The 26305-nt window shown below is 63.9% G+C and carries 24 protein-coding genes; 11 read left to right on the top strand and 13 right to left on the bottom strand.

Annotated elements, in window-relative coordinates:
- Window positions 1-16 precede the first annotated feature (16 nt).
- The 8 genes from AC51GR_RS24830 to AC51GR_RS24795 are packed head-to-tail and all read right to left on the bottom strand — an operon-like array spanning window position 17 to window position 8696.
- The gene (locus tag AC51GR_RS24830; protein ID WP_496327321.1) at window positions 17-1402 is read right to left on the bottom strand and encodes an MCE family protein; all 1386 of its coding nucleotides are present in this window, start codon (window positions 1400-1402) and stop codon (window positions 17-19) included.
- Window positions 1399-2529 (bottom strand): MCE family protein, encoded by a 1131-nt coding sequence (locus tag AC51GR_RS24825; protein ID WP_496327320.1) that lies wholly within the window; start codon window positions 2527-2529, stop codon window positions 1399-1401. Before AC51GR_RS24825 ends, AC51GR_RS24830 begins: the two co-directional genes overlap by 4 nt.
- Complete coding sequence (locus AC51GR_RS24820) at window positions 2526-3770, bottom strand: MCE family protein (protein WP_496327319.1); 1245 nt, start codon at window positions 3768-3770, stop codon at window positions 2526-2528. The genes AC51GR_RS24825 and AC51GR_RS24820 overlap by 4 nt, the downstream gene beginning before the upstream one ends.
- Window positions 3767-4837 carry an MCE family protein gene (locus tag AC51GR_RS24815; RefSeq protein WP_496327318.1) on the bottom strand — a complete coding sequence of 357 codons (1071 nt, stop codon included), beginning with the start codon at window positions 4835-4837 and terminating at the stop codon, window positions 3767-3769. Before AC51GR_RS24815 ends, AC51GR_RS24820 begins: the two co-directional genes overlap by 4 nt.
- Before the next feature lies 1 nt (window position 4838).
- Window positions 4839-5864, bottom strand: a complete 1026-nt coding sequence (locus AC51GR_RS24810) for an MCE family protein (RefSeq protein ID WP_496327317.1) — start codon at window positions 5862-5864, stop codon at window positions 4839-4841.
- Window positions 5861-7021, bottom strand: coding sequence for an MCE family protein (locus AC51GR_RS24805; protein ID WP_496327316.1), 1161 nt, complete (start codon window positions 7019-7021; stop codon window positions 5861-5863). The genes AC51GR_RS24810 and AC51GR_RS24805 overlap by 4 nt, the downstream gene beginning before the upstream one ends.
- Window positions 7022-7030: 9 nt before the next feature.
- Window positions 7031-7876, bottom strand: a complete 846-nt coding sequence (locus AC51GR_RS24800; protein WP_496327315.1) for an MlaE family ABC transporter permease — start codon at window positions 7874-7876, stop codon at window positions 7031-7033.
- Window positions 7877-7886: 10 nt separating this feature from the next.
- Window positions 7887-8696, bottom strand: coding sequence for an MlaE family ABC transporter permease (locus AC51GR_RS24795; protein ID WP_496327314.1), 810 nt, complete (start codon window positions 8694-8696; stop codon window positions 7887-7889).
- 886 nt (window positions 8697-9582) lie between these two features.
- On the opposite strand from AC51GR_RS24795, the gene AC51GR_RS24790 reads away from it, so the two are divergent.
- Window positions 9583-10944 (top strand): ABC transporter substrate-binding protein, encoded by a 1362-nt coding sequence (locus AC51GR_RS24790; protein WP_496327365.1) that lies wholly within the window; start codon window positions 9583-9585, stop codon window positions 10942-10944.
- A gap of 91 nt (window positions 10945-11035) precedes the next feature.
- Here the strand turns inward: AC51GR_RS24790 and AC51GR_RS24785 are convergent, their stop codons facing one another.
- Both AC51GR_RS24785 and AC51GR_RS24780 read right to left on the bottom strand, forming a co-directional pair.
- A complete protein-coding gene (locus AC51GR_RS24785; protein WP_496327313.1) occupies window positions 11036-11689 on the bottom strand; it encodes an SDR family oxidoreductase in 654 nt (217 codons plus the stop codon).
- 213 nt (window positions 11690-11902) lie between these two features.
- Window positions 11903-12634, bottom strand: a complete 732-nt coding sequence (locus AC51GR_RS24780) for an enoyl-CoA hydratase (RefSeq protein WP_496327312.1) — start codon at window positions 12632-12634, stop codon at window positions 11903-11905.
- A gap of 25 nt (window positions 12635-12659) precedes the next feature.
- Between AC51GR_RS24780 and AC51GR_RS24775 the strand changes: the two genes are divergently transcribed.
- The 5 genes from AC51GR_RS24775 to AC51GR_RS24755 all read left to right on the top strand — a co-directional run bounded on the left by AC51GR_RS24775 (window position 12660) and on the right by AC51GR_RS24755 (window position 16875).
- Entirely contained in the window at window positions 12660-13775 is a 1116-nt protein-coding gene (locus AC51GR_RS24775; protein ID WP_496327311.1) for an NAD(P)-binding domain-containing protein, read from the top strand.
- A 61-nt stretch (window positions 13776-13836) separates the two neighbouring features.
- Complete coding sequence (locus AC51GR_RS24770; protein WP_482140074.1) at window positions 13837-14115, top strand: helix-turn-helix transcriptional regulator; 279 nt, start codon at window positions 13837-13839, stop codon at window positions 14113-14115.
- Window positions 14112-14756 (top strand): hypothetical protein, encoded by a 645-nt coding sequence (locus tag AC51GR_RS24765; RefSeq protein ID WP_496327310.1) that lies wholly within the window; start codon window positions 14112-14114, stop codon window positions 14754-14756. The genes AC51GR_RS24770 and AC51GR_RS24765 overlap by 4 nt, the downstream gene beginning before the upstream one ends.
- Window positions 14753-15649: an ABC transporter ATP-binding protein gene (locus AC51GR_RS24760; protein WP_496327309.1), complete on the top strand. Its 897-nt coding sequence runs from the start codon at window positions 14753-14755 to the stop codon at window positions 15647-15649. The genes AC51GR_RS24765 and AC51GR_RS24760 overlap by 4 nt, the downstream gene beginning before the upstream one ends.
- Window positions 15649-16875: an ABC transporter permease gene (locus AC51GR_RS24755; RefSeq protein ID WP_496327308.1), complete on the top strand. Its 1227-nt coding sequence runs from the start codon at window positions 15649-15651 to the stop codon at window positions 16873-16875. The genes AC51GR_RS24760 and AC51GR_RS24755 overlap by 1 nt, the downstream gene beginning before the upstream one ends.
- Window positions 16876-16909: 34 nt before the next feature.
- On the opposite strand, the gene AC51GR_RS24750 is transcribed toward AC51GR_RS24755, so the two are convergent.
- A complete protein-coding gene (locus AC51GR_RS24750) occupies window positions 16910-18415 on the bottom strand; it encodes a flavin-containing monooxygenase (protein ID WP_496327307.1) in 1506 nt (501 codons plus the stop codon).
- Between the two features lie 401 nt (window positions 18416-18816).
- Between AC51GR_RS24750 and AC51GR_RS24745 the strand changes: the two genes are divergently transcribed.
- The 5 genes from AC51GR_RS24745 to AC51GR_RS24725 all read left to right on the top strand — a co-directional run bounded on the left by AC51GR_RS24745 (window position 18817) and on the right by AC51GR_RS24725 (window position 23238).
- Window positions 18817-19536 carry an ABC transporter ATP-binding protein gene (locus AC51GR_RS24745; RefSeq protein WP_496327306.1) on the top strand — a complete coding sequence of 240 codons (720 nt, stop codon included), beginning with the start codon at window positions 18817-18819 and terminating at the stop codon, window positions 19534-19536.
- Window positions 19537-19655: 119 nt separating this feature from the next.
- Window positions 19656-20357, top strand: coding sequence for an ABC transporter permease (locus tag AC51GR_RS24740; protein ID WP_496327364.1), 702 nt, complete (start codon window positions 19656-19658; stop codon window positions 20355-20357).
- Window positions 20354-21223: an ABC transporter permease gene (locus AC51GR_RS24735; RefSeq protein ID WP_496327305.1), complete on the top strand. Its 870-nt coding sequence runs from the start codon at window positions 20354-20356 to the stop codon at window positions 21221-21223. Before AC51GR_RS24740 ends, AC51GR_RS24735 begins: the two co-directional genes overlap by 4 nt.
- Before the next feature lie 112 nt (window positions 21224-21335).
- A complete protein-coding gene (locus AC51GR_RS24730; protein WP_496327304.1) occupies window positions 21336-22394 on the top strand; it encodes an ABC transporter substrate-binding protein in 1059 nt (352 codons plus the stop codon).
- 94 nt (window positions 22395-22488) lie between these two features.
- Window positions 22489-23238 carry an enoyl-CoA hydratase-related protein gene (locus tag AC51GR_RS24725; protein ID WP_496327303.1) on the top strand — a complete coding sequence of 250 codons (750 nt, stop codon included), beginning with the start codon at window positions 22489-22491 and terminating at the stop codon, window positions 23236-23238.
- Between the two features lie 123 nt (window positions 23239-23361).
- Here the strand turns inward: AC51GR_RS24725 and AC51GR_RS24720 are convergent, their stop codons facing one another.
- Both AC51GR_RS24720 and AC51GR_RS24715 read right to left on the bottom strand, forming a co-directional pair.
- Window positions 23362-24711, bottom strand: a complete 1350-nt coding sequence (locus AC51GR_RS24720; protein ID WP_496327302.1) for a cryptochrome/photolyase family protein — start codon at window positions 24709-24711, stop codon at window positions 23362-23364.
- A gap of 119 nt (window positions 24712-24830) precedes the next feature.
- A complete protein-coding gene (locus AC51GR_RS24715; RefSeq protein WP_496327301.1) occupies window positions 24831-26282 on the bottom strand; it encodes an alpha-amylase family glycosyl hydrolase in 1452 nt (483 codons plus the stop codon).
- Window positions 26283-26305 lie beyond the last annotated feature (23 nt).

Here is a 26305-nt window from a genome sequence, read left to right as displayed (position 1 = left end):
TTCCGTCCCCGTTGACTCAGCCCTGCGGTAGCAGGCCCTGCCAGGTCGGTCGCGGCGCTGAGTCCGCAAGGTCGGTCTGCTGATACAGCACCCCATCCGGCCCGACATAGGTGCCCGTGGTCGGCGAGTACTGCACGCTCGCCGCAGCGGGCGTGATCCCCTGCGCCTGCAGGTTCGGATCTGGCGGATAGTTGCCCAGCAGCGGCTGGGTGGGAGCCACCGGCACGAATTCCTCGTCGCTGTTGCACAATTCGGCTGTTGCCGCGCGCTTACCAGGGTTGCCGAGACAGGGGATGTTCCGCGCACCCCGCACGGCGATGTCGGAATCCTGCGGCAACTTGCAGTACAGACCCTCGGGTGTGTCGATGGTGGTCGTGTCCGACGGTGGACGCCACTGATCCGGCGGTAAGAAGCCGACCGTGCAGGCCGGTGGATCGGAGATGCCGCTGATCCGGAAGTCACCCAGACCGAGTCCGGACGCGTTGTTCTTGGGTTGTACCGCCTGGATCATCGAGATGGACGGCGGCAGGAGCACCAGCAATTGCTCCAGAGCCGCGTTGTAGGTGACCGCGAGCTGACCCACCGAGGTCAGGTTCGCCAACAGGATCGGCAACGTGAACTCGACCGATTCGAGCAGGCCGGTCACCTCGCCCGAGAAGCCCGGTCCGGACGCCAGAATCGCGCGGATCTGCGGATCGTTGATCCGCAGCTGATCGGTGACACCGGCCAGGGAACGACTCCAGATCTCGATCGCGTCCGCCGACCGCACCTGCGAGGAGAGCAACGGTTCCGCATCCTCGATCAGAGTCCTTGTCGTATCCCCCAATTCACCCAAGTCGCCGGCCAGCTCAGAGGATGTGTCGATGAGCGATTGCAACTCGTAACGCTGTCCCCCGAGCCCCCGGTACAGCTCGTCGGTGAGGCTGTTCAGTTTGTCCTTCGGGATGCTCCCGATGAGGTCGCTGAGCTCGTCGAGCATCGGTCCGACGGGTTGCGGGACCTCGGTCCTGTCGGCGGTGATCACCGATCCGTCATGCAGATACGGCCCCGAATCGGTGTTGGGCCGCAGGTCCACATACTGTTCGCCGATGGCCGACATGCTGCGGACCTGTGCCTGCAGATCCGCGGGGATCCGGACATCGCTGTCGATCGACAGCGAAGCCCGGACACCGTTGTCGGTCAACCCGACCGACACCACCCTGCCGACCTCGGCGCCCCGGTAGGTGACATTCCCGAATCGGTACAGTCCGCCCGCCGCCGGCAGGTCCACGGTCACGACCATCCGGCCCACCCCGAGCTGCGTCTGAATCTGCATGTACGAGAACAGCATTACCACCATCGCGACCGTGGACATGAGCGCGAACGCGACCAGCTGGAAACGGACGAAACCGGAGAGGATCATGATCCGCCTCCGGTGATCGGCGCGCTCAGCGGATCACGAACATGGCGGCCATATCCCGGGTCACCGACCGCGGCCTGGACAACCGCGTTGGGATCTCCCAGCGGGGTACCCAGGAGGAGTTCGCGTTGCAACCGTTCGACCGTGAGGTCGACCGTGGCGTGGAGGTTGATGTAGTCGCCGCGGACGGCGCGATCGATCGTCTTCTGCCCGTACGGGTACACGGTTGCGTAAGCGATGGCCTTGTCCAGTTGTGGACCCACATCGGCCAGGGACCGCAGGGTCGGGGCCAGGTTCTCCAGATCTGTCACCAGATCATCCTGCACCGCCGTGACCACACCGGTGGTGGTGTCGCTGAACACCCGAAGTTTCTCGAGTGCGGTGGTGATCTGCGGCCGCTGCGACACCAGGACCTCCAGCGCCGGCGGGATCTCCTGCAAGGCATCGGCGAGGACATCCCGTTGGGTGGCAAATGTTTCGGCGAGACGATTGGCGTTGGTGATCGTTGCCACGATGTTCTCGCGCTGTTGATCGAGCGCGCCGACGAACACCTCGAGCCGGGTGACGAGGTCGCGCACGGCGTCCTCCCGGCCGCTCAACGCGGTGTTGAGCGAGGAGATGATGTTGTCGATCTCCCCGAGACCACCGCCGTTGACGATGGTGGAGACCGACGCGAGCGTCTGCTCGGTGGTCGGATACGTGGCCGTCTCGTCGAGGGGAATCGTGGCGCCCGCGACCAACTGTCCGGCCGGCGGCACCCCCACCGGCGGGTTCAGTTCAAGGTGATTGGAGCCGAGCAGGCTCGTCTGACCGATGTGCGCCTGTGCGTTCCCCGGGACCACGACGCCCTTCTCGACCCAGACCTCCACGTCCGCATGCCAACCGGCGACGGTCATGTTCCCGATGCTGCCGACCACCACGTCGTCGATCATCACGGGCGAGTTCGACACCAGCGTACTGACATCGGCCATCCGGACGTGGAAGAGCTGGGAGTCGGAACCACGGCCCTCGGTGCCGGGCAACGGCAATGAGTTGACGCCCTGCCAACTGCAACCGGCAACCGTCAACGCCACACACACGACGATCATCAGCAGGTGTGCGCCTCGGCGTCTGCGGCGTCCGGGTGTCATGACGGTCGTCTTTCGATCGGCAGGAGCAGGGCATCGAGTGGATTGGTCGCTGCCGCCGGCTTCTCGGGTGTTGTCTTTGCCGGGACCAGGTCCGGTTCGGTGTAGGTGATGTTCTTCGGATCCGCTGTTGGTCCGAGCACGGGATTGAGCGGGAACGGCAGGTAATTGAATGCCAGGAGCGGCAGGACCGGTCCCAGGTACTCACGGCATTTCTCCGCGCCCTCCTCGGAGGTCAGGTTCTCCACCGCCGCGACACCCGAGCAGATGAACTGGATGGGATTGGAGAAATTGTTCAACGTGAACACCCCTGCCTCCGTGCCGGTGTCGGGGTTGTAGATGTTGTAGAAGTTGGCCATGCTCGTCGGGAACACGTGCAACAACTGCTCGATGTCCGCCCGATGATCAACCAGGTTCTGCGTCACGTTCACCAGCCGCTGCACCTGTTCGGTCACCTTGCTGCTGTTCGATGCCACGAACCGCTGGACTTCGACCACCGCAACCGAGAGATCGGTCAGTGCCGCATCGAGATCGCTCCGGCTCTCGTCGAGCACACTCGACAGCGTCGCCAGACGGTTCTCGAACCGCACGATCTGCTCGTCGCTGTCACTGAGCGTGGTCACAAATGTCTGCAGGTTGCCGATGATGTCGACGATGTCGCCGCTCCCATCGGCCAGGATCCGTCCCACTCCCGACAGTTGATCCACGGTCTGTCGGAGTTTGTCACCGTTGCCGTCCATCGCGTCGGCGGTGCTGTCGATGAACCGGCCGACCGTACTGCCGGAGACGTCGCCGGCGGGCCCCAGATCTGTTGCCAGTCGCGTCAATTGGGTCTTGATCTCGTCCCACTCGATCGGCACCCCCGTCCGTTGCAGTGGGATGACGCCATCGTCGGGCATGACCGGCCCCTCGGTCCGATAGGCCGGGGTGAGCGCGACAACCCGGTCGGCCACCAGATTCTGGGCGATGATGATCGCCTGCGCGTCGGCCGGGATCTTCACGCCGCGATCGACTTTCATGTCCAGCCGCACCGACGTCCCCTGCGGTGTCAGACCGGTGACCGAACCGACCTTGACCCCGGCGACCTGCACCTCATCACCCTCGTAGATGCCGGTTGCGGTGGTGAAGATCGCGCTGATCGATCTCGGCCCGAACGTCTTCTGGTAGACGAACACGCTGCCCGCGAGCACCACCGCCAACAGCACCACGGCGACCACTGCCCGGGCGATTCGGGTACGGGTCATCGGCCCGGCTCCACCGGAGTCCGAGCCGAGCCACCGACGGGGATCTGTCCACCCGGGATCGGGAAGGGAACACCCGGTTCGATTCCGAACGCCTTGTTGATGAACGGCTGAATCATGTGGCCGTCGATGAGGTTCGCGACGAAGGCGTTGTAGAAGGGACCGCTGGAGACCGCTTCGCCCTGGGTCAGCGACACCTTCGCCAGACCCGGCAACGCCTGCCCGATGTTGTCCCGATTCTTCTCGAGCAACGCTGCGACGGAGTTCAATCGGTCCAGGGTCGGCGCCAACTGTGCCTCGTTGTCGGCAACCAATCCGGACAATTGTTGTGCCACCGCAGAGGTGTTGGCCAGCAGGTCCACGATCTCCTGGCGCCGGTCCACCAGAACTCCCAGCAGCGCATCGGCATTGAGGATCAGCGAGTTGAGTTCGTCGCTGCGCTCGGCCAGGATCGTGGTGACCTCCCCGGTACTGCTCAGCAGGTCCCGCAACGAATCGTTGCGGCTGTTGATCGATCGCGACAGGTCGCTCAACCCCTCGAAGGTCGGACCCAGGTGCGGCGCAACCTGATCGATGGTCGACGACAACGTGTCCAGGGATTGGTTCAAGGCATCGGTGTCGATCGAGGTGACGTTGGTTGTCAGATCCCCCAGCGCATCGTTCAGCGAATACGGCGACGACGTCCGGGACCGTGGGATGACATCCGAGGGCTGCAAGACTCCGTCACCGGCGCTGTCCAGGGTCAGCATCCGCCGGCCCAGCAACGACCCCGTCTTGATCTGCGCGGTGCTCTGGGTCCCGAGACGGACACCGTCGTCCACCCAGAACTCGACCCGGACGTCACCGTTGTCCAGTGAGACCTCGGAGACCGTACCGACTTTCACGCCCGAGAGCACCACGTCGGCCCCCGACCGCAGACCACCTGCCTCTTCGAACAGTGCCTGGTACGGCAAGGAGGTGAACCAGGTGATGTATTTCTGCCCCTGCAGGCCCACGGCCACGAACAGGCAGATCAGGACCACGCCGATGAAACCGTGTCGGGCAAGACGACCACCGCGATATTTCAGCATGTCAGGGCGAGCACCTCCCGGATGTCTGTTCGATCCACGGCAGCACCACGACCTCGCCCGACGAATCGGTCACGCGCACCGTGATCGCACAGATGAAGTACTGGATGAAGTTGCCGTATGTCCCGGTCCGCACCAGCTTCCGAAAGTTCTCCGGTGCCTTCTGCAGTGCCGTGTCGAGACGGCCTTTGTCGTCGTCGATCAGTGGCGCAAGCCTGGCGAGTTCGTCGACCGAGGTGGCCAACGGGCGGCGCGCCTGCGTGAGCAGGTCGGACACCGCTGCGGTGCCGGTCTCGAGTGCCGTGATGGCGGAACCGATCGGATCCCGTTGCTGCGCCAACTCTGCCACCAGCGTGTCCAGGCGCTCGACCGCGGCCGAGAACTCGGGGCCGCTGCGGGCCAACGTACCCATCACCGTGTTGAGGTTGTCGATCAGATCCTCGATCACCACCCCGTCGTCCGCCAGTGTCGAGACAAACGAGGACGTCTTGGCGAACAGTGATCCGACCGTCCCCTCCTGGCCCTGCATGATCTCGAGCAGCGACGACGTCAGACTGTTGACCTCCTGGGGACGCAGACCATCGATGACCGGCTTCAAGCCGCCGAGCAGAACATCGAGATCGAGTGCCGGCGCCGTCTGTTCCTCGGGAATCTGACCACCAGGCGCCAGCATTCGGGTCGACCCGGCTTCGTCGGAGAGATCGAGGTAGCGGTCCCCGACGAGGTTGAGGTACTTGACCCTGGCGTGTGTGCCGGCGGTCAGGTGCACGTTCCGGTCGGCATTGAAGGTGACCTTCACGTGGTGGTCATCCTGCAGGGATACCGATTCCACCGTTCCCACCCGGACCCCGGCGACCCGGACGGTGTCGCCGGGCCCGAGCTCCGAAGCATTCTCGAAGCGTGCCGAATAGCTGTTGACCGAGCCGGTCCGGAAGTCGCCGAACACCACCACGAGAAATGCCGACAACACGATCATGACAATTGCGAAGATCCCGAACTTCACCGCTTGCGGGTTCCGGAGGACACTCATCTCGTCCGGCCGTCCATGATCGGACCGAACAATGCGCGCTGCAGGCTCTCGACGTTGACCTCGAGGCCACGACGGTCGGCCGCAAAGGGATTCGCGCCGACGTCGGCGACCACGAACGGGGGCTTCTCCTGATAGCCGACCGGCAGCACCTGGCACTGTGGTCCGCCCGACGCCGCGATTTTGGGCAGATTGTTCGGGTACTCGTACGGCTCGGTGCCCCACAGGAAGTTCGCGGACAGGCCGAGCCCGGGTACATCGACGGGCTGCGAATCGGCGAGGTACGCCATCCCGTCGAGCGAACACGTCAGGGACTCGTTGTATTCGTCGGTCAGCGCCAGGGTCGGGACGAGGACCGCCAGCGTCGAATCGAGCAACGGACCGGTGGTGCGCAATACCCGGTCCCCCACGTCCGCCAGCCCGATCACGCTGGCCAGGAAAGCATCCAGGTTCTGCTGCTCATCGACGATCGACCGACTCAGACCGGTCGCGTTGTCGACGGTGGTGACCAGCGCCGGGGCGGAGTCGGCGTAGGTCCGCAGAACCTCCGGGGCCATCTCGAGGTCACGCTCGAGCGCCGGCAGTGCCGGTTCGACGGCAGCGAGGAATCGGTCGAAGTCCACCAGCATCTGGCCGACCTGATCGCCGCGTCCACTCAGCGCCGTGGAGATCGCACCCAGGGTTTCGTTCAGCTTGTCGGGCTCGATCTGGGACAGCACGGACGTCAGTTGTTCGAAGACGGTGTTGAGTTCTACTGTGACCCTGCGGGAATCGAGGACCTGACCGGCGTACATCGGTGTCGCCGAAGGGTTCTGCGGGGGCAGGAGCTCGACGAACTTCGCCCCGAACACTGTCGATGATGCGATCTCGACCGCAACGTTGTCCGGGATGTCCGGCAGCTGGGAGGGGTTCATCTCGAGTTCGATGGACGCCTGGCCGTCGGGCAGTGTGTCGATCGAACTGACGTGGCCGACCGTGACACCGCGCATCTGCACCTTGGCGTCCGGATACATGACCAGACCGGCACGGGGTGAGAGAACCGTGACGCGAACGGTCTCGGTGAAGCCGCCGCGGAACATCGTCACGGCCACCACGAGGACCACGACCACCAGCAGTACCGAACCCAGACCGACCAAGGGACGAAGCACGTTTGACGACATCCGGTTCGCCTAACCGGACAGGTTGAAGTTGCCGTTGGAGCCGTAGACGGCCAACGAGACGAGCAGGGTGACCGAGACAACCGCGATCAACGACATCCGTACCGCATTGCCGACCGCCACGCCGACCCCGGCCGGGCCGCCACTGGCAAAGAACCCGAAGTACGTGTGGATCAAGAGGATCATCAAGGCCATCAGGAATGCCTGCAGGAACGACCACAGCAGATCGATCGGGTTCAGAAACGTCGAGAAATAGTGCTGGTACAGCCCCGACGATTGTCCGAGGATCACCACCGTGGTGAACCAGCACGCGACAAACGACGCCGTCAGCGCGATCGCGTAGAGCGGTGCCAGCACGATCATCCCGGCGATGATCCGGGTGCCGACCACATACTTCATCGGGTCGATGCCCATGGACTCCAGGGCGTCGATCTCCTCGTTGATCCGCATTGCACCCAATTGTGCTGTGGCACCGGCACCGAAGGTGGCGGCGAGCCCGATTCCGACCACCACCGGCGCAGCGATGCGCACGTTGATGAATGCCGACAGGAAGCCGGTCAGCGCCTCGATCCCGATGTCACCCAGCGAGCTATAGCCCTGGACGGCCAGTGTGCTGCCGGTGGCCAGTGTCAGGAACCCGACGATCACGACGGTCCCGCCGATCACCGCGAGGTTGCCTGCCCCCATGCTGGTCTCGGCGACCAATCGGAGCGTCTCTCGTTTGTATTGCCACGCCGCGCGCGGAGAACCGACCAGTGCCTTCGCATAGAAGATCGTGTGATCTCCGATTCCCCCGAGCGTCTTCACCGGCCGGTTCAGTTCCCGCACCGTCCGGCCGTACATCGTGCTCGGTGTCATGACATCCCCCTCATCCGGCGGTCAGCTGGACGCCGACCGCGGTGACCACGACGTTGACCACGAACAACGCCATGAACGCATACACGACCGTCTCGTTGACCGCATTGCCCACCGCCTTCGCCCCGCCGGAGACGGTCAGCCCGCGGTAGCACGCCACCAGACCTGCGATGAGCCCGAACAGCAGCGCTTTGATCGACGAGATGACGACCTCGTTGATCCCGGTCAGCAACGTGATCCCGGATGCGAAGGCACCGGGATTGACGTTCTGGACGAACACCGAAAAGACGTAGCCCCCAACCACGCCGATGATGCAGACAAGGCTGTTGAGCAACAATGCAACCAGCCCCGAGGCAACCATCCGCGGCGTCACCAGTCGCTGTACCGGATTGATCCCGAGGACTTCCATGGCGTCGATCTCTTCACGGATGGTCCGCGATCCGAGGTCCGCGCACATGGCGGTGGCCCCGGCGCCCGCCACGATCAGGACGGTGACCATCGGGCCGACCTGCGTGATCGCACCGAAGGCCGCGCCGGCACCGCTCAGATCGGCGGCGCCGAGTTCACGCAGCAGAATGTTGAGGGTGAAGCTGACCAGAACCGTGAACGGAATCGCGACAAGCAATGTGGGAACCAGCGATATTCGCGCCACGAACCAGGACTGTTCGAGCATCTCCTTACCCTGAAAGGGTCTGCGGAACAGGAACTTCACCGCATCTGCCGACATCATGAACAGGCCACCGACCGATTCGAACGGACCGGAGAGTCTGGGCCCGCGATACCCCCCGATCCGGCCGGGGCCACTGGGCTGCCACCCGGCCATCAGGATTCCACACGATCGGCGAAAGCGGCCAAACGACAACCCATTCCCCACCTGATCGACACCATTGGCGACTGCATCCGCTCACCTCATTGTGCGAAGAATCCGATTCGGCCGCAACGTCACTCGGGTTCGATGACATTGCCCGCCGGCTGTTTTGACGTACGCGAGGTCGCAACGGCATCCGTGCACCACCGGAACGCGGACACCGAACACCGTGAACCCCCCAAACCCCGTCCGGCACCCCCGGAGAAGGTGCGGGCGTCACACAAATACCGCCCGGACAGCAGACCGCCTCATCAACCTTGCGGCCCAGTCGATTTCGCCCAGCGGTCGACGATGACCACCAGAGGCATCAACCACCCCTTTCGCACCCTGAAGGCACTCATGCCGGCGGGTTCAGCGGGGGCGTGACACTCTCGCCAACTGCCTGCGAGGCTGAACTTACACGCATAAGTAGATGATGTGAGCAGAATCGTGGAGTTTTTTCCAAATCCCCGGTCGCGGCTCGCGACCACACCTGCCGACGCCGTCCAACCGAATCGGAAAATCGGACACAGCAGCACGGATTACCCAGTGCCCCAACAATAATTCGATCAATCTTCGAATCCCGCATCGACGGGAGGGCGTCCCATATATGCTCCGCAGATCTGCAAGAGCCCAACTCCCGCGTAGGAGAACAGCCCTACCCGGTCGGTCCTTCCGCAGCCGGCGGCACGTCCATCCCGAAGTCGGGGGTAGGAACCATCGGCGCCGGAAGAACGCGGCTCGGGCAGTACGGGTCATCTGGACCTGGCCACACCCTGACACCCGAGCCATCAGGAGATCGGATCGGGGGTCCGTTGGAGGAGGATGTCAGTTGAGAACACATCGCATACTTGTCGTAGCGATGGCGACCGTGCTGCTGGTCGCCGGATGCAGTGATCGCAGCGGAGATGATGGCGGAGACGGCGATGGCGGCGGCGGCGGAACCGCGGGCGCGTCCGGCGATACCGTCTCGTCCGGTTTCGGCGACCTGACGGACGTGTGCCAATCCGGTTCGGCCGCAGGCTCACCCACCCAGGGCGTCACCGACACCGAGATCCAGGTGGGGGTCTTCACCGACCTGGGATTCACCCAGAACCCCGAATTCGTGAACGCGGCGAAGGTCTTCACATCCTGGTGTAACGACCAGGGCGGTATCAACGGTCGCAAGATCGTCGCCAACACCCGAGACGCCAAGTTCATGGAGGCCCGCCAGCAGATGGTGACCGCCTGCAGCGAGGACTTCGTACTGGTCGGTGGCGGTAGCGGCCTGGACGGCCTCGGTGTCAAGGAACGTCTGAACTGTCTGCTGCCGAGCTTCCCGGCGCAGGTTGCGCAGCTCACCTCGGCCGGTTCCGACCTCGAGATCAGTGCCGATCCCAGTCTCACCCCGGGATATGACCCGTATTACGGATTCCGGAGCTGGCTGATCAACGACGCCTATCCGGAATCGAAAGGCGCGATCGGCTTCGTCAACGGTGACTCCCCTGTCACGAAGGTCCTCGGGGCCCAGGCCGTCGAGGCCATGGAGGCCGCCGGTGCAACATTCGTCTACAACGACCTGTACCCGGCGATGGGCGTGTCCGATTGGACCCCGTATGCACAGGCGATCAAGAGCAAGGGCGTCAAGGGCCTGATGTTCTACGGTGACTTCCGGCAGCTCGCCAAGCTCGAAACCGTCTTGACCGGAATGGATTACAAACTGGACTGGATCGACACCAACAACAACGCCTACGGGCCGGAATTCATCGAACTCGCCGGGACGTCGATCGATTTCCAGAACAACTACCTCGATCTCGGTGGCAATCTGCCGCTCAACAGCGACGAACCGGCGATGCAGGATCTGCTGGCGCTGTACGAACAGTACGCGCCGGACGCGAACCTGACGTTGCCGTCCATCCGCGCGATGTCATCGTGGTTGCTGTTCGCCAAGGCCGCGGCGAGCTGTGGCGATGATCTGACCCGCACCTGCATCTACAACACCGCCAAGGCAGAAACCGCATGGACCGGAGGCGGGCTGCACACCGCGCGCAACCTCGCCGAGCCGGTTCCTCCGTCGCCCTGCTTCAACGTCGCCGAAGCCGAGCCCGACGGTTGGATCGCGCCCGATTTCGGACCGGATCAGGGTTCCTACCGCTGCGACATGCCGGTCTACAAGTTCACCGGTGAATACCCGCAGCCGATGACATTGGCAGATGTCGGCAAGAGCATGGACGACGTGCAGTAGCCAGGCCCGAAAAATCCCGATACGGCAGATTCGGGGGTTGGCGGAAACCACAACCCCCGAATCTCGGCCGTTCAGTCTTGGTTCGTGCCGGTCAGACGCCCTTGACCGCGTCGGCGATCGGAGTCTCGCCGTTGACGAACTCGATCGTCGTACCGACACTCGACGGCGTCTCGAGAACTGCAGCGATGACCGCGGCGACATCGTCGCGGCTGACATCGTCACGCTCGGCGCCACGTTCCTTCGTCGCGATACGCCCGGTGCCGGGCTCGTCGGTCAGCGTGCTCGGGCCGACAATCGTCCACAGCAGTGTGGTCTTGCGCAGGTACTCATCGGCCTGCGCCTTCGACTCCGCGTATGCGAAGAATGGATTATCTTCCGGTACACCATGATCGGGGCCCGCACCGAAGTACGAGACCATCACGAATCGCGGCACATCCACCTTCAGGGCGGCGTCGATACTGCGTATCGCAGCATCGCGATCGACCGCGTACGTGCGCTCGGGACTTCCGCCACCGGCACCGGCGGAGAACACGACGGCGTCGTTACCCTTGATGACCTCGCCGATCTCATCCGTCGTCAGGTTTTCGATATCGGCAATGACCGGTTGTGCACCGGTTGCCCGGATGTCATCGGACTGGTCGGGGTTGCGGATCAACGCACTGACCTCATGGCCTTCGCCGGTCAGGAGTTTCGCCAGCTTCCGCGCGATCTTTCCATGACCTCCGATGATGGCGATCTTTGACATGTGAATCCCTTCGTCGTCGTCGACTCGCACTCTGATGGGCACTTGGTGGTCCAACAAGACCCACCCCGTCGGCATTCCATCGGGGGCGACGACACCGGAAATCAGTCGCCGCCGCCGGCCTGCGAACAGTCACGGCTGATCTCTTCCAAGACCGTGATGTGGGGGAAATGTCCGACCATGAACATGCCGGCCCGGCCGAACCGATGCAGCTCTTCAGCTACCTGTGAAGATGGGCGGGCGTCTTTCGGCCCGCGCCGCGCGGCCTTCGGCCATGTCGTTGCTCTGCCACGCCAGCACCATCGCCGCGACGTGCTCGGCCGGGGGTTCATCGCGCGCACCGTCGGCGCCCAGGACCAGCTTGTAATGCCGAAGCGTCAGGGGCGCAAGCGTTGCGATCATCGCAGCCCACCGCTGCGCCTCCCCGAGATCACCGATGCGGTTGGCGAATCCGACCACGTGGGCCCGTTCGGCACTCATCGATTCACAACCGAGCAGAATCCCCGCGGCATCCCCGGCACCGACCAGCGAGACCAGGCGCTTGATCGTCCATTCATCCACCGTCACACCGATTTTCGCAGCCGGAACGGCACAGGACGACGACGGTGCCATCACCCGCAGATCCGCGGCGAGCGCCAACTGCAGTCCGGCCCCGAGTGCCGGGCCGTTGAGGGCGGCGATCACCGGCATCGGAATGTCCTCGATCAGCCGCAACGTCGCCAACAGCTTGTCGAGGAACGACTGCTCGTAGACCGGACCGGAGAGATCGGCGCCGGCGCAGAAAACACTGCCCGCACCGGTCAGGATCACAGCCCGCGCACCTGAATCGGCGGCGTCGGTCAATGCTTGCGCCAACGCCTCGACCATTTCGTGGTTCAACGCATTCCGTTGCTGCTCACGCTGCAGTTCGATGGTCAGCACGTCGCCGTCTCGGCTGGTCCCAATCATCAGGTCAGCGTACCGCTACTGTTCGATGGTGACCGCTAACCCCTTCGGCGATTCCACCGAGACCGACGTCCTGGTCATCGGCGGCGGGCAGGCCGGACTGTCCGCCGGCCACTACCTCGGCAAGTTCGGGCTGCTGCCCCGGACACTGATGGTCGATCACTCCCCCGGCCCCGGTGGGGCTTGGCAATTCCGCTGGCCGACACTGACTTTGGCCGGAACGAATGGTGTCCACGACCTACCGGGGCTGGGCCTGTCGGAGGCATTGGGCATGGAGTGCGATCAGTGGCCCGCCTCCACCGCGGTCCGGGACTACTTCGGCCAGTACGAGGAGAAGTTCGGACTGGACATCCACCGGCCGGTCGACGTCCGATCGGTCTCGCGCCAGGATGACCGGTTCCGGGTGTCCACCGCCGACGGACACGACATCATCGCGCGCACCATCATCAATGCGACCGGCACCTGGGACCGGCCCTTCGTCCCGTATGTCCCCGGCATCGAAACGTTCACCGGCACCCAACTGCACACCCACGACTACCAACGCCCCACCGACTTCGCAGGCAAGCGGGTACTGGTGGTGGGAGCCGGCATCTCCGCAGTTCAGCTCCTCATCGAGATCGCCCGTAACGCCGAGGGGGTCCAGACATTCTGGTGCAGCCGCACCGAACCCCGGTTCAGCGACGAACCGTTCTCCCCGGACCGTGGCCGCGAGGCGGTGGCCCGGGTCGAGAAGCGGGTACGGGCCGGGTTGCCACCGGGTTCCGTGGTGTCGGTGACCGGGCTTCCGGTCACCGACTCGATCCGGGCCGCACAGGCCGACGGCATCCTGGACTGGCGGCCGATGTTCACGCGTATCACGCCCGACGGAGTCTGTTGGGACTGCGAGATCGAGGGCGAGGCACGGCAGCATCTGGATGTCGACGTCATCCTCTGGTGTACCGGATTCCGCAGTGCACTCGACCATCTGGCGCCACTGCGACTACGGGCGCCCGGGGGTGGAATCGTCATGACGGGACGTCTGGCAACCGTGGTTGCAGCCTTGCCGCACCTGCAACTACTCGGCTACGGCCCTTCGGCATCGACCATCGGCGCCAACCGGGCCGGACGCGAGGCAGCCCGGGTCGTAAAAGAACTTCTCGGTTGATTCTGGCAACAAAACATCCCCCAAATTGACAGATTGTTGTGTTTTCACAACACTATGACGTGTGAGCCCGGTCAAGAAGGCAGGACATCTGCCGATATACAACCGCATCGGCGTGCTACGCGCCGAGCGGCGGATGTCTCGGGCACAGCTCGCTGAACTGGTGGGTGTCAACGTTCAATCCATCGGATCGCTCGAACGTGGTGACAACTACCCCAGCCTCGATCTGGCATTTCGCATCTGCGATGTCTTCCACCTTCCGGTGGAGGCGGTGTTCAGCCGACACGAGTTCAGCGCGATGTCAGAACAGTTGTACCGCAACGACAATGGAGGGGCACGATGAACCATCCGAACTCCCCGATCCCGGAATCGGCGAAGCCCGGCTGGTGGCGTGGTTACGAGTCGTGGCAGGCCAGGAGTCATGAGAAGTTCCTGCGCCGCTGGGGCACCCGCTTTCCCCGCTGGCGTAATCGCCGCTCCGCCAGACGATTTGTCATCGCGCTGATCATCACCTGGATACTGGTCCTCGCGTGCAGCATTGCCGCCTTTTTCACCAGTTGGTTCGGGCTGCCGTACATCGTGCTGATCTGCCTTGTCTTCCTGCCGGTCCTGTACATCTTGCGGGCGATCACCTTGAACGTCAGCGATGCACCCGCAGGATCGCTCGACGAAATCCAGTTGGCCACCCGCAACGCGGCGCGCTCACTCGCGTACACCGCACTCTGGGTGACCATGTTCATCCCCTACCTGGTGCTGATCGTGGTCTCCGTCGGCGACAGTGTCAGTGGCCAGGTGGTCTACGGCGCGGGCACCCTGCTGATCGTCCTACTGGTGGCCGGGACCTGCCTTCCCACCTGTCTGCTCGCGTGGTGGCTCAACGATCCCGACCCGGAGGACTACGCCGTCTACGATCTTCCGGACGATACGCATGCACACCTGCCCGAGGCCCGGAACGTCGCCACAACAGAAGGATTGGATACATGACAGACCCGTTGATCGTCGATGGATTGACCAAACGATACGGATCGCTCACCGCCCTGGACAACATGAGCTTCACGGTTGCCCCCGGTGAGATCTTCGGGTTTGTCGGATCCAACGGTGCCGGTAAGTCGACCACGATGCGCATCATCCTCGGCGTCCTGTCCGCCGACTCGGGGCGCGTCCTGCTGGGCGACTCCCCCATCGACCTCGACACCCGGCGCCGCATCGGATACATGCCCGAAGAGCGCGGGCTCTACCCGAAGATGAAGGTCGGCAAGCAGCTTTCGTTCTTCGCCCAGCTGCACGGGCTGTCCCGCCGTGAGGCCGACCGCCAGGTGGAACGTTGGGTCGAGCGTCTGGGGATCGCCGAGCGCATCAACGATGACGTCAACAACCTGAGTCTGGGCAACCAGCAGCGCGTCCAGTTGGCTGCAGCACTGGTCCACGATCCAGATGTGCTCGTCCTCGACGAGCCCTTCTCGGGGCTCGACCCGGTTGCGGTCGATGTGATGAGCGAGGTGCTCGAAGAAAAAGCCGCACAGGGCGTTCCGGTCATCTTCTCCAGTCACCAACTCGAGCTCGTCCAACGACTCTGTGACCGCGTGGGCATCATCAGCAAGGGCACGATGCGAGCCCTCGGCACCGTCGATGACCTGCGTTCGGCCGGCGACATCCGGCTCGATGTCGTGGCGCCGCAGGCACCACCGGGGTGGGCCGATCAGATCCCCGGCGTGCAGAGCAGCAACCACAACGGCAGCACGACAACTGTCACGATGACGCCCGAGGGCGACGAGCAGGCAGTGCTCACCACCGCGTTGAGCACTGGCCCGGTGACACACTTCGCCGTCTCCAAACCCGACCTGACCGAACTGTTCCGCGAGGTGGTAAAGGCGTGATGACAAAAGACTCTGCAAAAGAAAACAATTCGGCAGCCTCGGACGCACATCGGCTCGGTGCCGGGCGGGCGATCCGACTGGTCGCCGGTCGCGAGATCACCACGCGCGCCGCGACCAAATCGTTTGTCGTCACCAATGTCCTGCTGCTCGTGGTGATCGTGTCCGGCATCATCGTGCTCTCGATCTTCACCGGCGACTCCAAGGCCACGAAAGTGGGTCTGGTCGGGGACGACCCGCAGATCTCGCAGACCATCGTTGCGATCGGGGACGCCTCCGGCGAGAAGATCGAGATCATTCCGATCGGCAACGTCGACGAAGCCCGGCAGCAGGCCGAGGACGGTGACGTCGAGGTCGCCCTGGTCCCCGGATCGGGGAACAACTACGAGGCCATCACCAAAGATGATCTCGACGGCACACTCGAAGGCGTCTTACGAACTGCCGTCAGCCAGGACGGGCTGACCAAGGCCCTGGCAGAGGAGAATGTCGACCTCTCGCAGATCAGCGCCGACTCATCTCTCACCGTCACCGAGACCAAACCCGCCAAACCGGATGAAGGACAACGCATCGCGGTCGCGCTGACCGGTATGTCGCTGCTGATGTTCGCGGTCCTGCAAGGCGGCGGGATGGTCGCCGGCGGTGTCGTCGAGGAAAAGACCTCACGGGTTGTCGAGATTCTCCTGGCCACGATCAAGCCGCTGCACCTGTTGTGGGGCAAGATCATCGGCATCGGTGCCATGGCGTTCGCCCAGGTGATCGTGCTCGGCGGAAGCGCGTTGATCACCGCGCTGGCAACGGGGTTGCTCGACGTTCCCGCAGCTGCCGGGTCCATGTTCGTTGCGGTGCTGGTCTGGTTCGTCCTCGGGTTCCTGTTCTTCGCCACGCTCTACGCCGCCACCGGCGCGGTGGTCTCGCGGCAGGAAGAACTCGGATCGAGTTCGGCACCGTTGACGATTCTCGCGATGGCCGTCGTTTATGCGGCGGCCTTCGGCATCAGTGCCCTCGACAGCACACTCATGCAGGTCCTGGCCTGGATTCCGCCGTTCTCGGCGTCCATCATGCCGATCCGCATTGCCACCGGCGATGCGTCGATGTTCCAGATCATCGGCACCGTGGTGTTGATGATCATCGCCTGCGCGGTGGCCGCCTGGTTCGCGGCGCGCATCTATCAGCGCAACGTCTTGCGCACCGGGGCGCGCGTGAAGTGGATCGAAGCAATCAAAGGCTGATCCCGACCCGAAAGCGGTGGAGTTCTGGTGTGCCTCACCCGGGCGAAAGATCGCCAGAATCCACCACTTTCGAGGGCCGGCGGATGAAGTAGTCGCCCTCGTCCGGAGCGGTGAGCATCCGGGTCAACGTGGCGCGGTCGAAGGGCCACAGATCGATGGCCCCGTTGTCCGTGAAATACCAGGAATTGCATCCGGTGTTCCAGACCGTGGGGCCCATCGCGTCCGCGACTTCCCGGTTGAATCGATCGGTGGCCGACTCGGTGACCTCCACCGCCGTGATTTCGTTGTCCCTGAACCGCTCCAGCCATCGAGTGATGTAACGAGCGGTGAGTTCGGCCGTGTACTGCAGGGATATCGAGCCCGTGGGTGAGTTGGGGCCGAGCACGGTGAACAGGTTGGGGAACCCCGGTATGGCGGTCATCCGGTACGCACGCGGGCCGTCGGCCCACGCTTCGTCCAAGGTGATGCCATCGCGACCCTCGATGCGCATGGGCCGCATATAGTTGTGTGCCTTGAATCCCGTGGCGAGAACGATCACGTCCACATCGTGGTGTGTCCCGGATTCCATGAGGATTCCGTCCGGGGTGATCTCTGCGATGGCATCGGAGGCCAATTCCGTGTTGGCGGCAGTGATCGCCTTGTAGTAGCTGCCCGACAGGACCTGCCGTTTGCAGAGTGGCTGATGATCCGGGGTCAGGTCCTCGCGTAACGAACGGTTGCGTACCTGCGCTCGCAGCGACCACCGAGCATAAACCTGTACCAATCGCCGTCGCCACGACGGTTTGGTGACGACATCGGCCAGAATCCCTGAAGCCCAGAGCAAATGACGATGCACGGAATCGTGGAATCCGGGGTATTTCGCCAAGACTGTCGCCAACACCGCCGGCTGCGGTAATCGCATCGGCGCCCACATGATCCACTGGGGTGAGCGGACGAAGTGGATCAGCCGGGCGGCAGAAGGCTGCAGGGCGGACACGACCTGCACACCGGTGGATCCGGTGCCGATCACCGCAATCGACCTGCCTGCGGTGACGAGGTCGTCATCCCAGCGGGCAGTGTGCACGGTGGTACCCGAAAAGGACTGCAGTCCGGGAATATCCGGAATCGCAGGATGGTGCAGGACCCCGGTGGCACAGATGACGAAGTCGGCGACCTCAGTCGAACCATCGTCGGTCGTGACATGCCACCGGCCGCCGGACGCGTCGTAGCGGGCCTCGACCACCTCGGTATTTAAGCGCAGGTACTCGTCCAGCCCGAAACGGTCGACGACGTCGCGGTGATAGCGCTGGATCTCGTCCCCATCGGCCCAGATCTGCGACCAGTCCGGATTGGGAGCGAACGAGAACTGGTAGATCTGCGACGGCACGTCGCAGGTCAGCCCCGGGTAGCGATTCCAATGCCAGACACCACCGACGTCAGTGCCCTTCTCCAGAATCGTGAAATTGCGGAACCCGGCCTTCTGCAGGGTGTAGGCGGTCGCGATCCCGGCGACCCCGGCACCGATGATCACCACGCGGGGGTCTGCCTTCGGGGCCGTCATCGCGGCATCGGATGCGGCCTGCCGGGGCCCGGCGCGGTCGGCACTGACGCCAGGTCCGCACTTGCCTGTAGTCCGTCAAACACTTCGCACAGTCCTCTCCCCTGACAACCCCGAACTCGCCGCGATGGTCCTCACCCCGAGTAACCCCGGTCTGTCGATGATGACATTGCCGTCGTGCGGCGGCTGCTGTAGGTACGTGCGCAGTAACGCCGACGTAATCCAGAAGAAACCAGAGCGGCCTAACGTCCCCGAATATGAGCCCTGCCGACTCCACGGGAGCAACACAGACGGACGTACAACCGTCCGTCGCCGCCACGAAAAGCCGCCCTTTGGGGACCGGAATCGACATATCCGGGCTCACCAAAGAGTTCAAGTCCAGCGGCCTACGTGGCGGATCATCAGTGACCGCGCTGCACGATGTGGACCTGCAGACCTCCGAGGGTGCGTTCCTGTCCTTGCTGGGTCCGTCCGGGTGTGGAAAGTCAACGGTGCTGCGGATCCTCGCCGGACTCGAAGATGCCACCGCCGGCACCGCGCTGATGAACGGCCTGTCCCCCAAAGAGCTCCAATCCCAGCACGAACTCGGTATCGCCTTTCAGGACTCCGCGCTCCTGCCGTGGCGCAGCGTGGAAGCGAACATCAAGCTTCCCCTGCAGGTCGCCGGGATGCCGGTCGACAAGGAGGCCATCAGTGACCTGATCGAACTGGTCGGACTCAAGGGCTTCGAGAAGGCAAAACCGGCGACGCTGTCCGGCGGTATGCGTCAGCGGGTGTCGATCGCGCGCGCCCTGGTCGTCAAACCGACCGCACTGCTTCTCGACGAACCGTTCGGCGCGCTCGACGACATGACCCGGCAGCGGCTCAACATCGAACTCCTTCGCATCTGGACGGAGAAACCGGCAACCACGCTGATGGTCACCCACGGCATCGGCGAAGCGGTGTTCCTGTCCGACGTCGTGGCCGTGATGAGTCCGCGGCCGGGCACCATCCTCGAGACCGTCACCATCGACCTGCCCCGCCCGCGGGTGCCGGACATGATGCGCACACCCGAGTTCCATGCCCTGCACGACCACCTCAGTGGTCTCCTGTTCGGCAGCAAGGGATCGGCGGGGGTGGCGTGAGCACCCTGACCGCGCAGCAACGTCCGGCTGGGACCCAGTTCGCCGACCGTGCGCAGCTCGCCGGAAAACGGTGGGGTGCCGGGGTGATCGGCATCGTCGCGGTACTGCTCCTCTGGTCGATGGCCGGGCACTTCGAGTGGTTCAAGGGCACCATCCCCACACCGTGGGCCGTGATCGAGACCATCAACGACAAGGGCCTGGACTACTACGTCAACAACTTCGGCCCGACCGTCGAACTGTCCCTGCGCGGCTTCATGTGGGGCAATGTGCTGGCGATCGGACTGGCCCTGCTGGTCGTGATCATCCCGCTGATCGAAGGCGTCGCAACCCAATTGGCCATCATCAGCTACTGCACACCGATCATCGCGGTGGCACCCATCGTCCAGGTCGCGTTTGCCGAGGTCCAGACGATGATCGTCTTCCTGGCCGCCATCTCGGTCTTCTTCACGACCATGATCGGCACACTGTCCGGACTTCGATCACCGCATCAGGCCAGCCTCGACCTGGTGAAGGTGTACGGCGGGGGCACAATCGCCCAGCTGGTCCGGGTCCGGATCGTCTCCGCGCTTCCCTCGACCTTCGCCGCATTGAAGATCGCGGCCCCCGCCGCCGTCCTCGGTGCGGTACTCGGGGAGTTCCTGGCAATGCCCGAAAAGGGCGCCGGCCCAGCGCTGATCATCTCCCAACAGGCCGGTGACATCCCGGCCGTGTGGGCGATCGCCCTGCTCACCGGCGCAGTGGCCGGCATCGGCTATGGGATCGTTGCCGTCATCTCCGTCTACGTCACCCGCTACAGCACCGGAATGGCAGGGACCAAATGACCGCCACCACCACCGCTCCCCCGTCGGCACCGGTCCCCGCCGACGCTGCGGACCGGGCGAACTCGGGCAACGCCAAGGCGATCACCTGGGAGATCGCCAAGTTCGTCGGCTCCCTGGTCATCTCGTTCATCCTGATCCTGGTGATCTGGTGGCTGTTCCTGCTGGCCTTCCCCGACATCGGGCCGATCATCGGCAAGACCCCGGTCGACGTCTTCCACTATCTGTTCACCGAACCGACCTCGGCGACCGACCGGGCCGAGATCATGGACAACCTCCAGATCACGTTGAAGGACGCCGGAATCGGCTTCGTCTGCGGTATGAGCGCGGCCATCGTCGCCGCGGCCCTGTTCGTGATGTTCCGTCCGGTGGCCCAGACCTTCATGCCCATCGCAATGCTGTTGCGGTCGGTGCCCCTGGTGGCGATGACCCCGCTGATCACGCTGGTTGTCGGCCGCGGCGTGGCAGTCGTCGCGGTGATGGGCGGCATCGTGGTGTTCTTCCCGGCATTGGTGATGATCATGACCGGCCTGGCCAACGCCCCGCGGCAGATCAACGACGTCATCATCGCCTATGGCGGAACACGTTTGACCGCCATGCGGATGGCATCGCTGCCGTCGGCGGTACCGGCACTGTTCGCCGCCGCGAAGGTCTCGGTGCCGGGCGCCATGATCGGCGCGACCGTCGCCGAATGGCTCGGCACCAACAAGGGCCTCGGCGCGACGCTACAACAGGCACTACCCGCGGCGGCCTACAACGAGTTGTGGGCATCGGTACTGGTCATCACGGTCGCATCGATTGTGTTGTATGCGCTGGTCGGTGTCGCCGAAAAGCTCGTCCTCGCCCAGATGGGCACCAAGACAACCTGAGCGCAGTTCGCGGCAAAGGTCTTTTGTAACAATCCAATTCGCGCCGGAAATACGCCGGAAACCGAACCGCCCTAACGTCAGCGTCGAGCAATCACAACCAAGGAGTCAACACATGGCCTACACGTTCGACCGCCGATCGTTTCTTCGGTACTCCATGATCGCCGGCGGCGCTGTGGGCAGTGCCGGCCTGCTGGCCGCCTGCAGCTCCGGTGGCAGCGACAGCAAGGGAGGCAGCACCACCAACCCGAAGGTCCAGCTGTCCTGGCAGAAGAACATCGAGTTCGCCGGTGAGTACTTCGCGATCGAGAACGGCTACTACGAGGCGGCCGGACTCGGAACACCCGAACTCATCACCGGTGGTGGTCCGGGCACCGGCGTCGAGACGGGCCTGACGGCCAACAAGGTGTGGATCGGTATGTCCGCACCGCAGTTGACCGCACCGGTCATCCTGCAGGGCGCCGCGCTCAAGACCATCGCCGCGACCTTCCAGAAAAACCCCTTCTGCATCGTCTCCAGCGAGAAGTCGCCCATTCTGTCGCCAGAAGATATGAAGGGCAAGAAGATCGGAGTGCAGGCGTCCAACGAGAACGTCTTCAAGGCTCTGCTGACCGCCAACGGGATGACCGACTCCGACGTCCAGAAGATCACCGTCCAGTACGACCCCACACCACTGACCACCGGCGAGGTGGACGGCTGGGTGTCATATGTGACCAACGAACCGATCACCCTGGCCGCGAGTGGATTCCCGAACTCCAACTTCCTGTTCGCCGATTTCAACCTGCCGCTCGTCGCCGAAACGCTTGTGGTGCGCCAGGAAACGATCGACAACGAACGCGACAAGCTCAAGGCCTTCCTCAAGGCAGATATCCAGGGCTGGTACGATGCGGTTGCCGACCCGGCCAAATCCGCCGAGCTGGCGGTGACCAAGTACGGCAAGGACCTCGGACTCGAGGTCGGTGAGCAGACGCTGGAAGCCGAGGCACAGAACTTGCTGATCGTCTCCGACGAGACCAAGGCCAATGGTCTGCTGACCATGTCACCGACGATGATCGACCTCAACCTCGAGGCCCTGTCCAAGGCCGGCTACGAGATCAGCGCCGACCAACTGTTCGACATGTCCCTGATCACCGAGGTCTACGCGGAGAACCCCGGACTGAAGCTGCCCATCTGACGACAACGCTCCACGATATCGCCGGCGCACCGAGACTTTCGGGTGCGCCGGCGATCTCGTGTCCGGTGTAGGCCCGGATTGATACGTTCTGTGGATGCCTATTCGTGAAGAAGTCCAGGGGCGAACGCTGATCGTCCACCTCGAGCGCGAAGAGAAACGCAACGCGATCAATGTCGAGATGGCGTTCGGGATCAGTGCCGCCCTGGACCGTCTCGACGATGACGACGAATTGTGGACCGGGATCATCACCGGCACCCCCAAGGTGTTCTGTGCGGGCACCGACCTACGCGAGGGAGTCGGCGCGCACACCGACCGCGGCGGTGAATACGGCGTGATCAGGCGCAAGCGGGTCAAACCCCTGATCGCGGCCGTCGAGGGTCCCTGCCTGGGTGGCGGATTGGAGATCGCGCTGGCGTGCGATCTCATCGTCGCCGCGACGACCGCGACGATGGCCCTCCCGGAAAGCCGCCGTGGTCTGGTGGCGACGTCGGGCGCCCTGTTCCGGGTCACCCGCTCGCTTCCGCTGAACATCGCCAAACAGTTGCTGATCACCGGCACCGGATTGACTGCGCAACGAGCCTTCGACCTGGGTCTGGTCAACGTCGTCAGTGAGCCCGGACAGGCGCTGACCGATGCGCTGACGCTGGCCGACGACATCAATGCGTCCGGGCCGGTCGCGGTGCGGGCGACGCTGGCGGCACTGGCCGAACAGACCGCGGAGGCCGATGTCGCGGGATGGCAGGCCACCGAGCGAGCCAAAGAAACCATCATCGCGTCCGACGACATGCGCGAAGGCGTCGAAGCCTTCTTCAGCCGACGTCCGCCGGAGTGGAAAGCCCGCTAGCCCCCTCCGCCGACCGTGCCGAAATCACCGTCGAGCGTGCCCTTATCGCCGCCGAACGTGCCAAAGCTGCACGAAGACAAGCCGTTTAGGCACGCTCGACGGTCGGTTGGGCACGCTCGACGGTCAGGGGAGGTTCTTGTAGCGGTCGAGGGCCACTTGGCGTTGGATCTTGTGGTCGACGATCGGCTCGGGATAGTCGTCGGGCCGTAGTGCGCCGGGCTCGTGCACTGCAGCCCCACTGATCCCCCGGAGTTCCGGGATCCAGCGCCGCACGTAATCCCCCGACGGGTCGAACTTCTTGCCCTGGGTGGTCGGGTTGAACACGCGGAAGTACGGGGCAGCGTCGGTGCCGCATCCCGCGACCCATTGCCAACCATGCTGGTTGCTGGCCATATCGCCGTCGACGAGCTGGTCGAGGAACCACGCCGCACCGCGTTGCCAGGGCAGGTGGAGGTCCTTGACCAGGAATGATCCGACGATCATCCGGACCCGGTTGTGCATGAATCCACTCCCCAGCAGCTGCCGCATTCCGGCATCGACGATCGGGAATCCGGTTTTGCCCTCACGCCAGGCGGCGAAGTCCGCATCGGCATCGGGGCCCGAATCATGCTCCATCGCATCGAACTTCTTGTTCAGATTCCACCAGCTGCTGTCGGGACGCTGATGCAGGACGTCGGCGTAGAAGTCGCGAAAGGCCAGTTCACGGATGTATGCCGCACGGCCGTCGCCATCGCCTGCCTCGAGATCGGCGAGCAGCGCGCGTGGATGGATGTTGCCGAACTTCAGGTACGCCGACATCCGGCTGGTCGATGCCAGGTCGGGGCGGTCGCGGTGCGTGCTGTAGTTGTCGATGTCGTCGGCCAGGAACTCCGCAAAGCGCTCGTATGCGGCACGTTCACCGGCGGGAAAGTCCAACTCGGCCTTGGCATTCGGTATCGTGATGCGGCGAACTCCGGACACGTCGTCCGGGTTGATCCACGTTGCCATACCGACGCCGGTATCGGCGGGCGCGCGCCAGCCGTGCTCGCGCCAGCGTCGAAAATAGGGCGTGAACACCCGGTAGGGTTCGCCGTCATCCTTCAGGACTCGTCCCGGAGCGACCGCGTACGGCGACCCCTCTGGACGCAAGGGTATGTCGCCCAGCGCTTTCCGGACCTTCTCGTCCCGCCGGATGCCGTACGGCGCGTAGTCGGCACTGACATGCACGGCCTGCGCGTCGACCGACCGGGCTATCGTGGGGACCAGCTTCTCCGGGTCACCACGGACGAGCAGCAGCGAACCGTCCAACTGTTCGTCGATGTCACGGAGCGAATCGTAGAGAAACGACAGGCGGCGATCACCAGAGGACGACTCGAGCGTCGGGTCGAGTACAAAACAGGCAACCACGTCGCGCCCCTGCGCGGCCAACAACGGTGGTAGGTCACTCAACCGCAGGTCCCGACGCAGCCACAGCACAATCGGTTGCTCGCTCATCACCCCATAGTGCCCACTGCGACGGCACAATGCTGCCACCGGGGCTCCCGGCCATGCACTATGGGCACGCTCGACGGCGATTTCGGCACGCTCGACGGGGGTGGCCGGCGGGTGGTTGTTCAGTCGGCGGGTGCGATCCGGAAGAGATGCCACAGCCACGGACCGAGCTCCACAAACAGCCCATCACACAGGTCATCACCACTGCGCAGATACTCGGTATCCCGCGTGGTCTCCACCAACCGGAACATGCTGCCGTGCAGATCATCCCAGTTGGTCACCACCTTCCCGACGCAGGGCCGGTCGCCGATGTTGACCACCACCAGCCAGCGACTCTCACCGCTGCGGGTCCACGCCAGCAGATCCCCGAAGGAATCATTGCCCTCCCAGCCGGTGACGGCACACGGTGTCAGGTCACCGGTGCGCCACACGGGATCTCGGAGCGTCCGCAGCAGGGCGTGATAGAACGCAGTCAGTTCCTCATCGGGCTCCTCGACCGGACCTCGACCGAGTTGCACCGGCAGCCGTGTGGCCGCACCGGAGAGTTGTCCGTCGTAGATCAGCTTGGCTCCGAGTGCAGTGAAAGTTGCCACTGCCGCGGCCTTTTCGTCGTTCACACCGAAGGTTGCCGCTGCCCGTGGTTCGTCATGGTTCTCGAGGAATCTGAGCAATCCACGCTGGTGGTCCGGATCGGAGAGCAAATTCTGCCGGATAACGTCGGCGCCTTCACGGCCGGCGAACGCGTCGTAGAGACGCTTGTCGTAGCAGTAGTCGAACCCCTGCTCCCGGAGGCGTGATTCAAGGTCCCAGTAGGCCTCCGCGATGAAGGTGAAGTCCGGATGCACCCGGCGTACCGCGGCGATGATCGTCGTCCAGTATTCGTCGGCAGGTGGCTGTCCCGCACGCACACCCCAGGTCCGGGTCACCACATCGTGAAGTGGCAGCATCGCCATATCGCAGCGGACCCCATCGCACTGCTCGGCGATCGACATCAGGGTGGAGATGCTCTGAGTGCGCAGCTCCGGAGAAAAGGTGTTGAGCTGCAACACATCACGCCAGGCCGGAAAGTATGGGTCCCGGCCGTTGGCAAAAACCGTTCCACCGACCTTCACAAACGACTCGGGATCATCGCGCAGTTCCTCCTCGGTACCACTGATGAAGTAGTCGGGATCGCTGCGGACCCACGGATGATCGGTGGCGACATGATTCGGGACGAAATCCAGGATCAGGGACAGACCCCGCTGCGCCAACGCGCGACGGGCGACCGCCAGACCCGCCGGCCCACCCAGCCGATCATCAACTCGATAATCGCGGATGCAGTATGCCGATCCGACGACGTCATCGTCGGTGAAACCCGGGAGGACCTGCTCGAAGGAACGCACCAGCGGCCCATCGGCCAGCGCGATGGTTCGCCCGGCCGGGCTCCGCTGCCACACCCCCATCAGCCATACCGCATCGAAGCCAAGATCTGCGATCGCGTCCCAGGCATCGTCGGGTACACCGGCCAGGTCGGTGCCCAGACCCTGCAGCCACGGCCACGTGTTGATCTCATAGATGAACGGCTGCCAGATCATGGTGCCAACCCGTCTCCGGCGGG

This window comes from Williamsia sp. z71 (assembly GCF_059553375.1).
This window is presented reverse-complemented; position numbering and strand designations above follow the sequence as displayed.